At 59.1% G+C, this 15,074-nt stretch carries 16 protein-coding genes and 1 tRNA gene; 10 read left to right on the top strand and 7 right to left on the bottom strand.

Annotation, left to right across the window (positions count from 1 at the left end; all coding sequences use genetic code 11):
• Nucleotides 1-7: 7 nt before the first annotated feature.
• Nucleotides 8-1,378: an MlaD family protein gene (locus ACZ47E_RS06020; RefSeq protein WP_004442026.1), complete on the top strand. Its 1,371-nt coding sequence runs from the start codon at nucleotides 8-10 to the stop codon at nucleotides 1,376-1,378.
• Between the two features lie 15 nt (nucleotides 1,379-1,393).
• The gene (locus tag ACZ47E_RS06015; RefSeq protein ID WP_034498940.1) at nucleotides 1,394-1,996 is read left to right on the top strand and encodes an ABC-type transport auxiliary lipoprotein family protein; all 603 of its coding nucleotides are present in this window, start codon (nucleotides 1,394-1,396) and stop codon (nucleotides 1,994-1,996) included.
• A 59-nt stretch (nucleotides 1,997-2,055) separates the two neighbouring features.
• Here the strand turns inward: ACZ47E_RS06015 and ACZ47E_RS06010 are convergent, their stop codons facing one another.
• Entirely contained in the window at nucleotides 2,056-2,493 is a 438-nt protein-coding gene (locus tag ACZ47E_RS06010) for a PACE efflux transporter (protein ID WP_004442023.1), read from the bottom strand.
• Nucleotides 2,494-2,751: 258 nt separating this feature from the next.
• Here ACZ47E_RS06010 and ACZ47E_RS06005 point away from each other — a divergent pair, with 258 nt between their 5' ends.
• Nucleotides 2,752-2,910: a hypothetical protein gene (locus ACZ47E_RS06005; protein WP_004442022.1), complete on the top strand. Its 159-nt coding sequence runs from the start codon at nucleotides 2,752-2,754 to the stop codon at nucleotides 2,908-2,910.
• Between the two features lie 148 nt (nucleotides 2,911-3,058).
• Nucleotides 3,059-3,310 carry a hypothetical protein gene (locus ACZ47E_RS06000; protein ID WP_006697382.1) on the top strand — a complete coding sequence of 84 codons (252 nt, stop codon included), beginning with the start codon at nucleotides 3,059-3,061 and terminating at the stop codon, nucleotides 3,308-3,310.
• Between the two features lie 130 nt (nucleotides 3,311-3,440).
• Here ACZ47E_RS06000 and ACZ47E_RS05995 read toward each other — a convergent pair whose 3' ends face one another.
• The 3 genes from ACZ47E_RS05995 to ACZ47E_RS05985 form a co-directional block, all read right to left on the bottom strand.
• Nucleotides 3,441-3,629, bottom strand: coding sequence for a hypothetical protein (locus tag ACZ47E_RS05995; RefSeq protein ID WP_004442020.1), 189 nt, complete (start codon nucleotides 3,627-3,629; stop codon nucleotides 3,441-3,443).
• A gap of 263 nt (nucleotides 3,630-3,892) precedes the next feature.
• Nucleotides 3,893-4,117, bottom strand: coding sequence for a hypothetical protein (locus ACZ47E_RS05990; protein WP_278066785.1), 225 nt, complete (start codon nucleotides 4,115-4,117; stop codon nucleotides 3,893-3,895).
• Nucleotides 4,118-4,319: 202 nt separating this feature from the next.
• A complete protein-coding gene (locus ACZ47E_RS05985; protein WP_004442017.1) occupies nucleotides 4,320-4,571 on the bottom strand; it encodes a hypothetical protein in 252 nt (83 codons plus the stop codon).
• 402 nt (nucleotides 4,572-4,973) lie between these two features.
• Between ACZ47E_RS05985 and ACZ47E_RS05980 the strand changes: the two genes are divergently transcribed.
• Nucleotides 4,974-5,417 carry an energy transducer TonB gene (locus ACZ47E_RS05980; RefSeq protein WP_022556229.1) on the top strand — a complete coding sequence of 148 codons (444 nt, stop codon included), beginning with the start codon at nucleotides 4,974-4,976 and terminating at the stop codon, nucleotides 5,415-5,417.
• Between the two features lie 151 nt (nucleotides 5,418-5,568).
• On the opposite strand, the gene ACZ47E_RS05975 is transcribed toward ACZ47E_RS05980, so the two are convergent.
• Both ACZ47E_RS05975 and ACZ47E_RS05970 read right to left on the bottom strand, forming a co-directional pair.
• Nucleotides 5,569-5,644: transfer RNA gene (locus ACZ47E_RS05975), tRNA-Lys, on the bottom strand.
• A gap of 155 nt (nucleotides 5,645-5,799) precedes the next feature.
• The gene (locus tag ACZ47E_RS05970) at nucleotides 5,800-6,054 is read right to left on the bottom strand and encodes a GlsB/YeaQ/YmgE family stress response membrane protein (protein WP_004442014.1); all 255 of its coding nucleotides are present in this window, start codon (nucleotides 6,052-6,054) and stop codon (nucleotides 5,800-5,802) included.
• Nucleotides 6,055-6,191: 137 nt separating this feature from the next.
• Between ACZ47E_RS05970 and ACZ47E_RS05965 the strand changes: the two genes are divergently transcribed.
• From ACZ47E_RS05965 to ACZ47E_RS05955, 3 genes are all read left to right on the top strand, one after another.
• Nucleotides 6,192-8,810 (top strand): mechanosensitive ion channel family protein, encoded by a 2,619-nt coding sequence (locus ACZ47E_RS05965; protein WP_022556228.1) that lies wholly within the window; start codon nucleotides 6,192-6,194, stop codon nucleotides 8,808-8,810.
• 347 nt (nucleotides 8,811-9,157) lie between these two features.
• A complete protein-coding gene (locus ACZ47E_RS05960) occupies nucleotides 9,158-11,671 on the top strand; it encodes a GcvT family protein (protein WP_060942363.1) in 2,514 nt (837 codons plus the stop codon).
• Nucleotides 11,672-11,832: 161 nt separating this feature from the next.
• Nucleotides 11,833-12,666 carry a response regulator gene (locus tag ACZ47E_RS05955; RefSeq protein ID WP_004442009.1) on the top strand — a complete coding sequence of 278 codons (834 nt, stop codon included), beginning with the start codon at nucleotides 11,833-11,835 and terminating at the stop codon, nucleotides 12,664-12,666.
• 15 nt (nucleotides 12,667-12,681) lie between these two features.
• On the opposite strand, the gene ACZ47E_RS05950 is transcribed toward ACZ47E_RS05955, so the two are convergent.
• Nucleotides 12,682-14,238: a phospholipase D family protein gene (locus ACZ47E_RS05950; RefSeq protein WP_035210920.1), complete on the bottom strand. Its 1,557-nt coding sequence runs from the start codon at nucleotides 14,236-14,238 to the stop codon at nucleotides 12,682-12,684.
• A gap of 153 nt (nucleotides 14,239-14,391) precedes the next feature.
• On the opposite strand from ACZ47E_RS05950, the gene ACZ47E_RS05945 reads away from it, so the two are divergent.
• Both ACZ47E_RS05945 and ACZ47E_RS05940 read left to right on the top strand, forming a co-directional pair.
• Complete coding sequence (locus tag ACZ47E_RS05945) at nucleotides 14,392-14,706, top strand: ArsR/SmtB family transcription factor (protein WP_006697387.1); 315 nt, start codon at nucleotides 14,392-14,394, stop codon at nucleotides 14,704-14,706.
• Entirely contained in the window at nucleotides 14,703-15,059 is a 357-nt protein-coding gene (locus tag ACZ47E_RS05940; protein ID WP_006697388.1) for an SRPBCC family protein, read from the top strand. The genes ACZ47E_RS05945 and ACZ47E_RS05940 overlap by 4 nt, the downstream gene beginning before the upstream one ends.
• Nucleotides 15,060-15,074 lie beyond the last annotated feature (15 nt).

The raw sequence follows: 15,074 nt of genomic DNA, 5'->3' as shown, positions 1-15,074 counted from the left end.
GAGAAGCATGGAAACCAAGGCGAACTACACCATAGTCGGAATTTTCACGCTGATCGTGATCGCCGCTGCATTCGGCTTCGTTTACTGGATGGCGGAATTCGGCCGCGGTGGCCCGACAGCACAGCTTGTGGTGCGTATTCCGGGCTCCGCCAATGGCCTTTCGGTAGGCTCTCCGGTGCGCTTCAACGGTATTCCCGTCGGCACGGTGCGCGGGCTTGCAATCGACCGCGACGACCCGGCCTATTCCATCGCCTTTACAGAGGTACAGGCGGATGCGCCGGTTTTCCCTTCCACACGCGCCGTGCTTGAAATTCAGGGCCTGACCGGAGCGGCGTATATCGAGCTTTCCGGCGGCAACAAGGATGGCGAGCGCATTCTGCAGAAAGCCGTCGAAAGCGGTGTTCCGGCCGAGCTGACGGCCGATCTTTCCAGCGTCACCAACCTGCTTGCCACCGCCGACAAGATACTGAAGCGCGCCGATGGCGCCATCGGCGAATTGCAGGGCTTCGTGCAGGATGCGCGCGGCCCGCTGACGCAGACGGTTCGCAATGCCGAAAAATTCTCCGATGCGCTGGCGGCAAACTCCGATGGCATCAAGAATTTCATTGCCAGCCTCAGCTCGCTTTCCACCACCGTACAGTCGGTGTCGGTGCGCCTCGACGGCACGCTGAGCGCCATCGAAGATCTGGTGAAGGCAGTGGATGCCGGCAAGATCGATTCCATCCTGTCCAACGTCGACAAGGTGACGAAGGATGTCGCGTCGGCTTCGAGCGATATTCAGGGCATCATGGAAACGGTGCAGAGCACGGCGCGCAATTTCGAGGCGGCAAGCACGGAAGTGCAGACGGTCGTCAAGCGCGCGGATGAGCTTCTCGCCTCCGTCGATCCCGCCAAGGTGGGCACCGTGGTTGACGACGTTTCCTCTGCGACCGCCGATGCGCGCGATGCTGTCGCGAACTTCAAGCGGATCGCCGATGATGTGGGCGCACGGCGCGCCGATATCGATCAGGCAGTGTCCGATTTCACCGAGATGGGCCGCAAGCTGAACCTGGCCTCCAGCCGCGTTGATGGGATTCTCGCCAAGGTGGACGGCATGCTCGGCACTGACGACGCCAATTCGCTGTTTGCCAAGGCGCGTGAGACGCTCACCTCCTTCAAGGCGGTGGCCGACAATCTCAATGCCCGCATCGGGCCGATCGCCGACAATCTGACCCGCTTCTCAAGCTCGGGCCTGAAAGATTTCCAGGCATTGATCGGCAGCACGCGACAGACGGTGGACAATCTCAACAATGCCATCACCAATATCGACCGCGATCCGCAACGGTTGATTTTCGGCGGCGAAACCGTGAAACAATATGACGGCAGAACAAGGCGCTAAGAGGGGTATGGGCCAATGAGACTATCGATGAACGGCCAACGCCGCGCCCTCGTTCTGGCTCCGCTGCTTGCTGCAATGATGGCGGGCTGCGCGGGCGCGCCGAAGAACGATACGTTCGATCTCTCCGTCTCTCCGGCGGCGGTGACGCAGGGGCCGTCGCTGAAAAGCCGTCAGCTGCTGATTGCCGATCCGACCGCCCTGAAGGCGCTGGACAGCGAAAACATCGTGGTGCGGCTTTCGGGCTCGGAAGTGCAATATCTCGGTAACTCGCAATGGAGCGACCGCCTGCCGCGTATGGTGCAATCCAAGCTCGTGGAAGCGTTCGAGGATACCGGCAAACTCGGCGGCGTCGGCCGGCCGGGGCAGGGGCTGGCGATCGATTATCAGGTCGTGAGCGATATCCGTGCCTTCGAGATCGATACGGCGAAGAACCTCGCCAATATCGAAATCTCGGTGAAGCTCCTCAACGACCGAAACGGCACGGTGAAGGCGCAGGAGGTGTTCCGTTCCAGCGCCCGCGTCAGCGGCTCAGGCAACGCCAATTTCGTGAAAGCACTCGACCAGGCCTTTGCCGCCGCGACGCGCGAGATTGTGGCCTGGACGCTGAAGTCTCTCTGACGGTTGGTCCGTGCAGGCGCGGTGCCGGCACGGACGCTATCGGTATTTTCCCGATCGTTTCAGGCGGCGTCCTGCTGCGACTTCCATTCCGGCAGGGGGAAGACGCGGTCGTAGCTCCAGTTGAAGACAAAAGCATAGACCACGTAAAAAAGCGCGAAGGAGATATCCATCACCAGCGCGTGGGCAAGGCTGATATTCAGATACCAGGCGATGAAGGGCATCAGGACGATCAGCAGGCCGAGTTCGAACAGCACCGCGTGCCCGACCCGAATGGCGGGTGTCTTGAGCGTCGTGCCCTTCAGGCGCTGCATGGCGTGGTCGAAGCCGAGATTATAGACGTAATTCCAGATGGTCGCGAGCGTGGCGCTGACGAGGCCCACGACGCCGATATCCTCCATGGGCATGCCAAACAGCAATGCGCCGAGTGGAATGACCAGCAGAAGCCCGATGATCTCGAAACTGAGGGCGTGGCGGATACGATCTTGCAGGGAGCGCATTCTATTCTCCGGTTTGTGACCGGGCCGTCCCGCATGCTGTCGCCGATGTGGCCGAGGTCGTCCTCGCGCCTGGTCATATATAGCTTTCGGGCGGATTTTTCAAGCATGGGGGACTTGGGAGTGTTCCGCCTGCTTCGTCTCGCCGCCGCGGAAGAAAAAACAGGCGGCGACGCGTTCATTCTTTCGACTGCGCCAACGAAACCGTGATCGGAACAAGACCAGTGCATTTTCGTTATCGCTTACGGAAGGAGTCGTGCAATGCAGCAGAATTCCCTCGAAGGAAGAACGATCAAGGCCGCCAACCAGGCGAAGGTTTCGACTTACACGCCAAGCCTGATTTCCCTCAAGGGAAGTTACGTGGCGATGATATTTCGCAGACCGCTTTGCGGAAATCCGCTGGATCTGCGGAAGAAATAACAAAGCATGGCCAGTTCTGGCGCACCATTCGCATATCGAAACGACGACTGCCGACCTGAAGTTTATAAGGTGTCTCTAAAGTGTGATTTTCAATCCGGTTCGTCTCCACCTAGACTGGAGATTGCCATAAAAGCGAAGGGAGAATGACATGAAATCAGTTCTCATTATCGCCGCTGTCTTTGGTTTTTCCGCCAGCGCAGCGCTTGCGGAATGCGCGGGTCATGAAAAGATCAACGCTTCCGTCCCTGCCGTCGACCGTGAATTCAAAACCGCAAGCATCGTTCCGCCGACGGAACCGGCTGACAAGCCCATCGTCATCCTGAAAAAGACCGATCGCCTTCCCGCCGCGGCGGTTGCCACGACCGGCGAGCCTGAAGCCGCAATGCAACGCATGCAATAAGACAGGACCATGATCTCTTCATTCTGAAAATCCCGTGCGCGATGTGATCCGCACGGGATTTTTCATTGTCTGCTGCGTCGCGCCGCCGCCGTTTTGCAGCGTTTGAACGGCACCAGAAAGGCAGACAGCCTCAGCTGTCGAGCTTCAGCGACAATTGCCGCGGTCCTTCGCTCTTCTTCAGCACGTAAAGCGGCCGGGTGATGATGACCTCGGTGCGCCGCTGCAATTCGCGCCGGCGTTCCAGCGCGCGCTCGCGCATGTCACGGGAACGGGCCACGACGGTGAGGGCATTTTCTATGGTTGCGTCTGCTGTGTTCATCGCTGACCTCCATAATGTTCACTATATGTTCTCATTATTTTCCGCTTGTGTCAACACTAAGGCAGGCTGTCAGCGCCATTCCGACATTGCTGGGTAAACAGGGGCGTATCACGTGGCAGCGGGCGTGGGGCCCGGCACGGCTCCGCAAGGCGCATCATGCGCCTGCGGTGGAGGCGTTTAGCCTACGCCAGCCTGGGGATCGGTGTGTGGGGATGGATATCAGGAGTGCCCGGGCGCTGATCCGCCCCGGCGGCAGGGTGCATTCAGGAGTGGGGGCGTTGATCCGGCGCTGCGAGCGTCGATAACATATCGGTGAGATGTTCGCTGGCGAGCGCCACGATGGCGAGTGCGGCCTGCTGGCGGTTCCAGCCGGCATGTTCGGCTCTTTCTATGAGCCCCTGAATGGAGGGTTCCAGTGCGAACTGGCACTCGGCCTGATAGTCCATGGTGTCGATCGAAAGCGACGGGGAATTGATTGCGGCCCGCATCGTTTGGTCTCCCTGTTTTCCGTCATGTCCTTCAAACGCGAAACGCAAATTGGAACATGCACATTCAGAGGCCGGTGATACCGCATATGCCCCGCAGGGCCCGATATCACTGGCAGCGAATCCCCCAGCAGGCGGGAGTTAACGGCAAGTGCCCGTCGCTGTCAACGAATGCCCGGTAGCGATGAGGCGGGGATGCGCTTTTTCAGAGGCTTCGGTTGCGGAAGGGTTTTCGTCTCCAGATCAGCAGAGCCATGACATAAAGCGCGAAAAGGACGAACCATGTGACCGGAAGCACCATGAAAAGCGCCGCGAAAGCACAGCTTCCCTCGAAACAGGAGCCGAGGAGCCCGGAATCGGCAAGGGCTGCCGATAATAAAAACGCACATACCCCGCTCCCGACCGCGCCGAGGACGAACAACAATATGGTGATGAGTAATCTCATAATCTCGATCATAGGGATGATTGAGACAGCTTTGCGGAAGTAACGTCACCGCAACGCCGAGAATCGCGCTTTCGTCCGCTTCATCGCAAGAATTTGAAGAGGCATCCCGGGATCGTTGGGTGCCTCGACGCAGCATGACTGAAAAACCGCCCGGGGGTTATGTCAATTTCCTTTCCGGGGCGCTGTTTTAATGTATATCTTGATTAAGAGCGGTATATTGTGTAATATATTGTGCAATATAAATATTATTTTGATAGATTTTAGAAAGTTAATGAGTATTTTTGATTCATAATTTTGTATCTAGGTTAGGCGATATATCCGATTTTTATTTCATTGATATTTTAGACATCACTTACTGACAAGCGGCACGGGCTCACCATCCTGCGGCTGTGTCGCGAGGAAAGGATAGCAAATTTGTTCATTCTTTCATTCCCGGCTTGCCCGACCGGCAAGCTCTCGGGCCTTGTGGCCTGCGCCATCGTGCTGACAGGTTTCCTGACGCAGGCTTCCGCTCAGTCGCGCGCCTGCAACGACCCTACACCTGTCGGCAATCTCAACGAAATGTTCGATGCCATCTTCGCCTGCTGGGTGCCGCCGGAGGACACGGAGGGACTGGTGGTGACGCTGCAGTTCATTTTGCACAAGGACGGAAGGATAAGGGACAAGGTGGTGGTGATTGCCGCGCGCCCGCAGGAGGATAGTCCAAGACGCAGGGCCTTCATCGAATCCGCCATCGAGGCGGTAAGGCGGGCGGCACCTGTTCCCTTTACCGAGCAGTTTGGAAGCCGTATCGCCGGCCGGCCGCTGGCGCCGCGTTTTGTCGGTGTAAAAGAGCCTGTGCCGACGCTGGAACTTTAGAGGAGGCCAGGCGAAAACACGCGACGCTTCGAGCGCTGGCGTCGTGACTGCCGCAGCAATTTTACTGCAATGCCCGACCTAAGACGAGGCTTCCGAAGCTCACGCGATGCTTCAATCCGGCATCGCAACGTCTTGTCATTATGGAGAAATTTGGTGGGTGATGTAGGGCTCGAACCTACGACCCGCTGATTAAGAGTCAGCTGCTCTACCAACTGAGCTAATCACCCGACCGGCACCGTGTGGTGGTGTGAGGGGGCGTATAAAGGGGAAGTTTGGGCTTGTCCAGCGCGTAAATGAAATTTCTTCGATTTTTGTGACGAAAAAATTTCGGCCGCGCTGGAAAAGCCTGGAAATCCGGGGTTTTACGGATTTTTTCTTTTCGTCATCCGCGCCTGAACGCCCGCCCGATAAAGATGAGGATGCAAGCGCCGATGAAGCCGGCGATCAAATATCCCAGCCAGCCGGTCAAAACGATTCCGAAGACCGAAAGGATGGCGTTGGCGATGATGGCGCCGACGATTCCGAGAAGGATGTTCATGAAAACACCCATATTGCTTTTCATGAATTGTTCGGCGAGCCACCCCGCGACGCCACCGATGATGATGGCTGCAATCCAGCCAATGCCAGCAGATTCCATGATTTCCTCCCATGTTTGCTGCACGATCAAAGGTGATGATTCGCGCGGGGAAAAGCAAGGTAAACTCCTGAAAACCTCGCTTCATGCGGGTGGTTTTCCGCGCTGCAGGCGCTAAATAGCCTGATGCGGTGCAAGAGATGAAAGGCGTGGATGTGCGGTTGATGTTTGGCGGATGGATGAGCGGCAGGCGGGTGCTTCACAAGCGGGCGGGCCGTGGCCGGCGGAGCGGCGGACTTGCCGCCTTTCTGGTCGCGATTTTTGCGCTTTTCAGCGTCTTGAGCGTTGCGCCTGTCTCGGCGCAGGAGGCGACGACGCCAACGGCGCCGGGCGCCATCCAGCCCTCGACCATCGAGCAGGCAAAAGCCGATCTGGAAAAATGGAAATCGGATCTGGCGTTTATTTCGGGACAGGTGGAGGCAGGCGGACGCGATGACGCCCAGCTTGTCGATCTCAAGGGGCGGGCGGACGGTATCGCCGCCGATGCTGCCGCAACCAACACCAAGCTTCGCGCGCGACTGGACCAGATCAAGACCCGGCTGGATGCACTGGGTGCCGCGCCCGGCGAAGGGCAGCCTCCGGAAGCCGACATGGTGACGGACGAGCGTAACCGGCTGACGGCGGAACGCGGCGAAGTGAATGCCATGGCCGGCGAGGTGGAGGCCACGGCCAATAATGCCGCACAAATTTCCAACAATATAACAGCCGTCCGCCGGGCGCTGTTTGCCGCAACGCTGTTCAAGCGAACGGAAGTCTCCGCCGAGACGCTCGGTGATGCCTCGTCCGCCTTCCTGACGGAACTCACCAACCTCAACAATGCGTTCAGCAGCTGGGCAGCCTATGTATGGAATTACAAGCGGCTGCCGATGTTCGGGGCGGTGACGCTGTCGATCATGGCCGCATTGCTGTTTCTGGTTGGCGGCTACCGTCTTTTCGGCAGTCGTATGGAGCGGCGCGCCTTTACGGGGGCACCATCCTATTTGAGACGGCTATCGGTGGCCTTCTGGTCCACCATGGTGCAGTCGCTGTCGCTGTTCCTGTTTCTGCTCACGTCGGCGTTTTTCCTTGATAATTTCAACGTGTTGCGGTCCGACATCGCGCCGATCCTGTTCGGCGCCATGGCGGTCACGGGCTTCGTTTATTTCGTGTCGCGGCTGAGCTATGCGATCTTTGCGCCGACGCAGCCGGAATGGCGCCTGCTGAAGGTTTCCAATCGCGGCGCACATCAGCTGTCCTCGGCTGTGCTTTTGATGGCGCTGGTGAATGGTCTCGATTATCTGTTCGGCACCATCAGCGAAACGCTTTATTCGCCGCTTATCGTCACCGTTGCCAAGAGTTTCGTCGCCTCGATCATCATCGGTCTCATTCTGCTCGCCGTATCGTTCCTGAGGCCGGTGATCGGCGAGGGGCAGGATTATGAGACCGGCAACCAGCGCCTGCCGCGCTGGCTCGTCATTCTGCTGCGCATCGGCGGCCTCGTTCTCATCGGCGCGTGCCTGACGGGTTATGTCGGTCTTGCGCGCTTCCTCGCCACGCAGATCGTTGCGACAGGCGCGGTGCTGGCCACCATGTATATCGGCATTCTCTCAGGCAAGGCCATTTCCCGGCAGGGCGCCTTCGCCGAATCGCTCGTCGGCCGTTACCTTGCCCGCCGTTATGGCCTTGGACCCGTGCCGCTCGATCAGGCCGGGCTCGTGGCGGGGCTTGGCATCTATGCCGTGGCCTTGACCTTCGGTGTGCCGCTCATCCTGTTTTCCTGGGGCTTCCAGCCCGGCGATATAGAAAGCTGGGCCTATCGCCTGCTGACGGGCATCACCGTCGGCAATGCCTCGATCTCGCTGATCGGCATTTTCGGCGGCATTCTCGTCTTCGCCATCGGTTACATCATCACCCGCTGGTTCCAGAAGTGGCTGGACAGCAACGTCATGGCACGCGGCCAGGTGGATGCCGGCGTGCGCAACTCCGTCAAGACAGGCATTGGATATCTCGGCATTGCGGTTGCGGCCATTTTCGGCGTGTCTTCCGCCGGCCTCAACCTCTCCAGCCTGGCGCTGGTCGCTTCCGCCCTTTCGGTCGGTATCGGTTTCGGCTTGCAGAATATCGTATCGAACTTCGTCTCCGGCCTCATCCTGCTGGTGGAGCGCCCCTTCAAGGTGGGCGACTGGGTGGTGACGGGAACGACCGAAGGCACGGTCAAGCGGCTTTCGGTGCGCGCCACGGAAATCGAGACCTTCCGCGGCCAATCGATCATCGTGCCGAATTCCGAATTCATCAATTCCTCCGTTGGTAACTGGACGCACCGCAACCGCATCATGCGCGCTGAAATCCCGGTCTCCGTTGCCTATGATTCCGATCCGCAGCGGGTCATGGACATTCTGCTTGAGCTGGTGCGCGCCCAGCCGCCGGTATTGCGCAATCCCGAGCCGCATGTGGAATTCCTCCGTTTCGGCGACTTTTCGCTGGATTTCGAACTGCGCTTCCATCTCGCAGACCTCTCGAATGGGCTTGCCGTGAAGAACTCCCTGAGGATCGCCATTCTCCAGCGCTTCCGCGAGGAGGGCATCGCCATCCCGTTCCCGCAACGCAACCTCAACATCCACGTGGAAGGCGACGCCAATCCGCAGATGCTGGCAGCCCTGCTTTCGGAGGAGGGCGACAAGGCGGTGGTGGCCCATACGGGGGCAGCTGCGCCGGAGAAAGAGGTCTTGAAGAGTGAGAAGTCGACGGAGCCGAAGGATCAACCCGGCGCGAAAGCGTAGATCGCTGTTGCTTGTGAACGTTGAGGTCCGGGCAGGGGCTTAACGCTTGTCGCCTTCTCCCCGCCGGGGAGAAGGTCGCGGCAGCGGGATGAGGGGGCAAGCTCTCCGCATATCTCCGCGCCTGGCCCCTCATCCGATCCTTCGGGCCAACTTCTCTCCGGCGGGAGAAGAAAAGAGCGGCAAAGCTGTGCAACGTTCGTCCGGCACGCTCCGCAATTTCTTCCCTGTCGCAGCACCCTATGGCCATGTCGCAATCAGGCGGCTGAACAACCCGCAAGCGCTTCATATTCCTCCCATCCAAAGCTGGCGGAATAAGGCAAGGCCGGCGCTTTTCAGGGGTTCTGTAAATGAAGACACATGCACGGGCGGTGGTGATCGGTGGCGGCGTCGTCGGCGTCTCGACGCTTTATCATCTGGCCAAGAAGGGCTGGAGCGACAGCGTGCTCATCGAGCGCAAGGAGCTGACCTCCGGTTCCACCTGGCACGCGGCCGGGCTTCTGCCGCTGTTCAACATGAGCTACTCGGTTGGCCAGATCCACAAATATTCCGTGAAGTTCTACGAGGAACTGCAGGAAGAGACCGGCATGAATGTCGGTTTCTCCAAGGTCTCCAACATCCGTCTCGCCCGCACCAAGGATCGCTGGGACGAATATATGTATTATGCCGGCATTGCCGAGACCATTGGCGTGCGCGTCAACATGCTGACGCCGGAGCAGGTGAAGGAGATCTGGCCGCTCTGCGAGACGGACGGCCTGCTCGGCGCCATCCAGCATCCTGACGATGGTTATATCCAGCCCGCCGATCTGACGCAGGCGCTGGCCAAGGGCGCGCGTGACCGCGGGGCGACCATCTATCGCAACACGACAGTCACCGCCATCGAGCAGCTTGAAGACGGTCACTGGAAGGTGACGACCGACAAGGGCGAGATCATCGCCGAACACATCATCTCCTGCACGGGCTCGTTCGCGCGCAAGACCGGCGAGATGGTCGGCATCAACATTCCGGTCATTCCGGTCGAGCATCAGTATATCGTCACCGAGCCGCATCCGGCCATTCAGGAACGCCGCCGCCAGGGCTTGCCGGAAATGGGCGTGCTGCGCGAATCCGACTCGGCCTGGTACATGCGTGAAGAGGCGGGCGGGCTGATCCTCGGTCCTTACGAAGTCGGCGCGCCGGTCTGTTATGTCGACGGTCCTTCCGATGACAGCGAATATGAGCTGTTTCAGGAAGAACTCGATCGACTGATGCCGCATATCGAAACCGCCATGGTGCGCGTTCCGGCCTTCGGCGAAGTCGGCATTAAGAAGGTCTACAATGGCGCGATCGCCTATACGCCTGATGGCAATCCGATTGTCGGTCCTGCGCCGGGCCTGAAGAATTTCTGGCTGAACGAAGGCCATTCCTTCGGCATCACCGCCGCTGGTGGTGCTGGCTGGCAGCTGGCCGAATGGATCGTCGATGGCGAGCCGACGCTCGACCTGATGGGTGTCGATCCGCGCCGCTTCGGCCCTTACGCAACGGAAGGTTACCTCATCGCCAAGAACGAGGAAGCCTATGCCAACGTCTTCACCATGCATTACCCGGATGAAGAGCGCTCTGCCGCCCGTCCGCTGAAGACGACGCCGGTTTATGACCGTCTGAAGAAGCTCGGCGGCGTGTTCGGCTCCGTCTATGGCTGGGAGCGCGCCAACTGGTATGCGCCCGAAGGTTACGCGCTGCGTGAGGAAGACCTCGGCGTTGGCGCCGATGTCATCACCAGTCATAACCATGCACCGGCTCTGGATGATGGCCGTATCGTTGAGAAGTGGTCGTTCCGCCGCTCGAACTACTTCGAGCATGTCGGCAACGAAGTGAAGAACGTGCATCAGAATGTCGGCGTGCTCGATATGTCGGCCTTCGCGAAGATGGAGGTTTCCGGCCCCGGCGCGCGTGCCTGGCTCGACAGCATTCTCGCCAATGCGGTGCCGAAGAAGCGCGGCCGCATCGCGCTCACCCATCTTCTGACGCCGAATGGCGGCGTGAAGGCGGAGTTCACGGTTTATGAATGGGCGCCGGGCCGCTTCTACATGGTTTCGGCCGGTGGTCTCGAAGCGCATGACCACGACGTGCTATTCCGCCTGGCGCCGACCGATGGCTCGGTCGTGCTGCAGCCGATCACCCAGAAATACGGCGTGCTGGTTCTGGCCGGTCCGAAATCGCGTGATCTCCTGAAGAAGCTGACCCGCACCAGCCTTGAGAACAAGGACTTCCCCTGGCTCACCGGCAAGCAGATTTCCGTCGGCGTTGCGACGGCGCATGCGCTGCGCGTCAACTTCGTGGGTGAACTTGGCTGGGAGTTGCATCACCCGATCGAGATGCAGAACTACATCTTCGACCGGTTGATGGAAGCCGGTGCCGAATTCGGCATCAAGCCTTTCGGTATCCGCGCCATGGTTTCCATGTCGCTCGAAAAGTCCTATCGCAATATGGGCCGCGAGCTTTCGGTGGAATACAATGCCTATGAATCGGGTCTCGACCGTTTCCTGCGCCCGGAGAAGAGCTTCATCGGCCGCGACGCACTGGTGGCCTACAAGGAGGCGGGCCTGAAGTCGGTCTTCTCGACGCTCACCGTGTCGGGCAATACGGATGTCGATGCGCGCGGTTCGGAAGCGATCTTCGATGAAAACGGCGCACTTGCAGGGCGCGCGACGAGCGGCGGTTTCGGCTGGCGTCTCGGCAAGTCGATCGCGCTCGCCATGCTCAAGCCGGAATATGCCGCAGTCGGCACCAAGCTCAAGATCCGCATTCTCGGCACCTCCTATGACGCCGAGGTGGTGGAAGAAAGCCCGTTCGACACCGACAACGCGCTTCTGCGCGCATAAGACCAAAATCCCCTCCCAAAGTCGGAATACGGCCCCTCGCGGGCCGTATTTCCGTTTAAGTAAGCATGTGCTCAACTGATGCTTCAGGAAAAGTGCTATTAATCATTCTGAAAAATGAGCCTGCTATCTTCCGCTGACATACGATGGGGGATCGGGGCAGAATGAATTTCCTGGGCATCACGGGCATGCAATATTCGGGCGTGCCTTTTACCAATAACCGCATTTTACTGGCGGAAGACAGCAACGTGTTTACCCAGATGGTGAGCAGGCGGCTCAACGAGATGCTGGGCGTTACCGTGGAAGTATGCCGCTCCTTCGAGGAATTGCAGGCCTGCTACGAACATTCTTCCGAGCCGGTGACGCTCGCCATTTCCAACATCAACCTGCCGGGCGCGGAAAAGGGCGAAGCGCTGGAATATCTGATCGATCTATCGATCCCGACCATCGTTTTCACCAGCACCTTTCACGAGGCGACGCGTGAAACGCTGATCGCCAAGGACGTGGTGGATTATATTCTGAAAGACAATATCTTCGCCGTGGATATGCTGACGGAATCCGTCTGCCGCTTCCTCACCAACCACCGCCATCATGTGCTGATCGTTGACGACAGCCCGACGGCGCGGGCGCTGCTTTCGAGCCGTCTCAAGCGTTATAATTTCCGCGTCAGCCTGGCAGACAGCGGTGCGAAGGCGCTCGATATTCTAAGGGCCAATCCCGATATCGGCCTCGTCGTCACCGACTATAACATGCCCGACATTGACGGTTTCGAGCTGACGCGGCGCATCCGCACCGTGCGCGGCTCCCATGAACTGCGCATCATCGGTGTTTCCTCCTCCACCAACCGGCTGCTGTCGGCGCGTTTCCTGAAGGCTGGCGGCAATGATTTCATGCTGCGGCCCTTCATTGATGAAGAGTTCTATTGCCGCGTCAACCAGAACCTCGATACGCTGGTGCAGATACAGCTGGCGAAGTCCGGGGTGCGGCCGGCTGCGTAAGCCGGACGCTCGTCTTCAAAGCTGAGATTCAAGCGGCAGGAAACGCATGATGCCGGCGATGAGGCGGCGGCCGATAGCGGCGTCTGGCTCGCGCCGGTAGGTCTTGGTACGGCCCTGTTCCTCCGTCGTCCAGACGATGCGGTTGCTGCTGTCGATCTCCAGTTCAAAGCTCATCGTGCGGCGGATTTCCTCGGCGAATATTTCGTCCATGCAAGCGACCAGCGGCGGCGATGTGAAGACCACGCCCATCTCCGTGTTGAGGGAGGCCGAGCGCGGATCGAAATTCAGCGAGCCGATATAACCTGTCATGCCGTCACGCGTGAATGCCTTGGTGTGCAGGCTCGCCTGTCCGGAACCGCGCAGGGTGAAGTTCGGCTGGTCCACCTGCGAACGCAGCTCGTGCAGGCGCACGCCGCCCGAGAGAAGCGGCTTGCGATAACGGGCATACCCGGCGTGAACGGCGGCCACATCCGTTGCCGCCAGCGAATTGGTGAGGATGGCCAGCGATACGCCCCGTTCGGCAATATCAAGGAAAATCTCAACGCCCTGTTTGCCGGGAATGAAATAGGGGGATGTGACGTGCAGGCTGTCGCTTGCCGCCTGCAGCAGGGGCAGCAGGCTTTCCATCAGGAAGTTGTGGCCCTTCCGCCGTTTGCCTGCCGCTTTTTCCGGAGGATCGGCAAGCACATCCACGGAATCCACCCAGTGCATGCGGTCCGACATCAGGAAATGATCTCGGTCATACTGGCTTTCAACGCGCTCCAGATAAGGTTTGGCGGCTTCGCTTTTTGGCAGGGCGTCCAGCTCGCGCCGTAATCTTGCGAGTTTGCTCGGCCTGCGCGCCAGAAGCGAGCGAACGGGGACGGAAACGGCGCTGTTCCAGTAATCATCGAAGATTTCCGTTGCGTCGGCCACGACGTCACCGAAGCCGAGAATATCGAAATCGTGGAAATTCGCCCGTTCGGCCGCATCGAAATAGGCGTCGCCGATATTTCGACCGCCAACGATCACCGCGCGGCCATCGGCAATCCAGGCCTTGTTATGCATGCGGCGATTGACACTGCGAAAGCGCAGCAAAAGTTCCATGCCGCGATGGAGCATGTTCTCCCGCGCCCGGGTGGGGTTGAACAGGCGAAGTTCGATGTTGGGATGGCTGTCGATGGCGTGGAAAATTCGGTCTGACATGGAGACGCCGAGATCATCGAGCAGCAGCCGTACCCGCACGCCGCGATCGGCCGCCGCGATGACCTCGCGCATCATCAGCCGTCCCGTCAGGTCCGCATTCCACATGTAATACATGAGATCGAGGCTACGCCCGGCCGCGCGCGCCGCCGCGACGCGTACCGCAAATGCATCGAGATTGGAATGTAGCAGGCACAGCGCATTCTTTTCGCTCCAGCCGTTCTTTATGGTCTGCCAGTGCCGATCAAGCACGGTTTCGTCCTCAGTGACGGGCAGGGCGGCGGATGGGCGTTTGGGAATGGATTTTTCCCGCTGTTTACCGATGACGACAAACAGGCTCGGCCCGACGAGCAGCAGAAGAATGATGATGAAGACCGTAAATGCAGTCACTTTTTTTGATCGCTCCCGGCCTGGAGAGTATCAGGCGGGATGGAAACGCGCGAGGGAATAAAGCGTTCATTTCGGTTCGGCGGCAGTATGAAAAACCGGTACAGGCGCGACAACGGGCTTGTCAAACACATAAGTGCGTGCTTATGTGTGTTTATGACAGAGAACGATATATTCCGGGCACTGGCCGATCCCACGCGCCGTGCCATTTTCGAAAAGCTGGCGGATGGTGCCATGAATGCCTCTGCCCTGCGCGAAGGGATCGAGATCAGTCAGCCGGCCATGTCGCAGCATCTTTCGGTTCTTCGCGGCGCCGGGCTAGTGGTTGAAAGACGGCAGGGCCGTTTCGTCAATTACGAGGTCGATCCGGAGGGGCTGACACGCATTGCTGCGTGGCTCGGCAAATATCGCGCCTACTGGCCACAGCGCATTGAGGCTCTCAAACTCCTGCTGAAGGATATGGACCAATGAACAGGGATGCAGCGGAAGCGCCGAAAAACGGCATTGAACTTGAATATGATCTGGACGAGCCGCCGCAAAAGGTCTGGCGCGCCATCAGCATTGCAGCGTTCCGTGAAAACTGGCTGCCGAACGAGGCTCTGGCGGAACCTGACGCGATCGACATCAAACCTGGCGAGGAAGTGCGCTACCGGCTGCGTGAAGACATTCCACCATTTCTGGAAAGCACCGTAACCTTCAGGATCGCGGCCAATGCCGAGGGCGGCACCAGCCTTCGCATCATTCATGAACTGCCCACGAATACGGGCCGGACGATGAAGGCCGCCGCAAACCACAACGGCCCGCCGATCAAGCTCGCCGCCTGATCCCACTCGTTTCCC

It is taken from the genome of Agrobacterium sp. 5Ca39 (assembly GCF_055382365.1).
Note: the sequence above shows the minus strand (reverse complement) of the source record. Positions and strands in the feature narration are given on the sequence as shown.

Bases quoted from the DNA above. Each gene is read 5' to 3' on its own strand.
- ACZ47E_RS06005 (WP_004442022.1), top strand. From the start codon at position 2,752: ATGCAGCAGAATTCCCTCGAAGGAAGAACGATCAAGGCCGCCAACCAG.
- ACZ47E_RS06010 (WP_004442023.1), bottom strand. From the start codon at position 2,493: ATGCGCTCCCTGCAAGATCGTATCCGCCACGCCCTCAGTTTCGAGATC.
- ACZ47E_RS05965 (WP_022556228.1), top strand. From the start codon at position 6,192: ATGAAAGGCGTGGATGTGCGGTTGATGTTTGGCGGATGGATGAGCGGC.
- ACZ47E_RS06000 (WP_006697382.1), top strand. From the start codon at position 3,059: ATGAAATCAGTTCTCATTATCGCCGCTGTCTTTGGTTTTTCCGCCAGC.
- ACZ47E_RS05995 (WP_004442020.1), bottom strand. From the start codon at position 3,629: ATGAACACAGCAGACGCAACCATAGAAAATGCCCTCACCGTCGTGGCC.
- ACZ47E_RS05960 (WP_060942363.1), top strand. From the start codon at position 9,158: ATGAAGACACATGCACGGGCGGTGGTGATCGGTGGCGGCGTCGTCGGC.
- ACZ47E_RS06015 (WP_034498940.1), top strand. From the start codon at position 1,394: ATGAGACTATCGATGAACGGCCAACGCCGCGCCCTCGTTCTGGCTCCG.
- ACZ47E_RS05985 (WP_004442017.1), bottom strand. From the start codon at position 4,571: ATGATCGAGATTATGAGATTACTCATCACCATATTGTTGTTCGTCCTC.
- ACZ47E_RS05990 (WP_278066785.1), bottom strand. From the start codon at position 4,117: ATGCGGGCCGCAATCAATTCCCCGTCGCTTTCGATCGACACCATGGAC.
- ACZ47E_RS05945 (WP_006697387.1), top strand. From the start codon at position 14,392: ATGACAGAGAACGATATATTCCGGGCACTGGCCGATCCCACGCGCCGT.
- ACZ47E_RS05970 (WP_004442014.1), bottom strand. From the start codon at position 6,054: ATGGAATCTGCTGGCATTGGCTGGATTGCAGCCATCATCATCGGTGGC.
- ACZ47E_RS05955 (WP_004442009.1), top strand. From the start codon at position 11,833: ATGAATTTCCTGGGCATCACGGGCATGCAATATTCGGGCGTGCCTTTT.
- ACZ47E_RS05940 (WP_006697388.1), top strand. From the start codon at position 14,703: ATGAACAGGGATGCAGCGGAAGCGCCGAAAAACGGCATTGAACTTGAA.
- ACZ47E_RS06020 (WP_004442026.1), top strand. From the start codon at position 8: ATGGAAACCAAGGCGAACTACACCATAGTCGGAATTTTCACGCTGATC.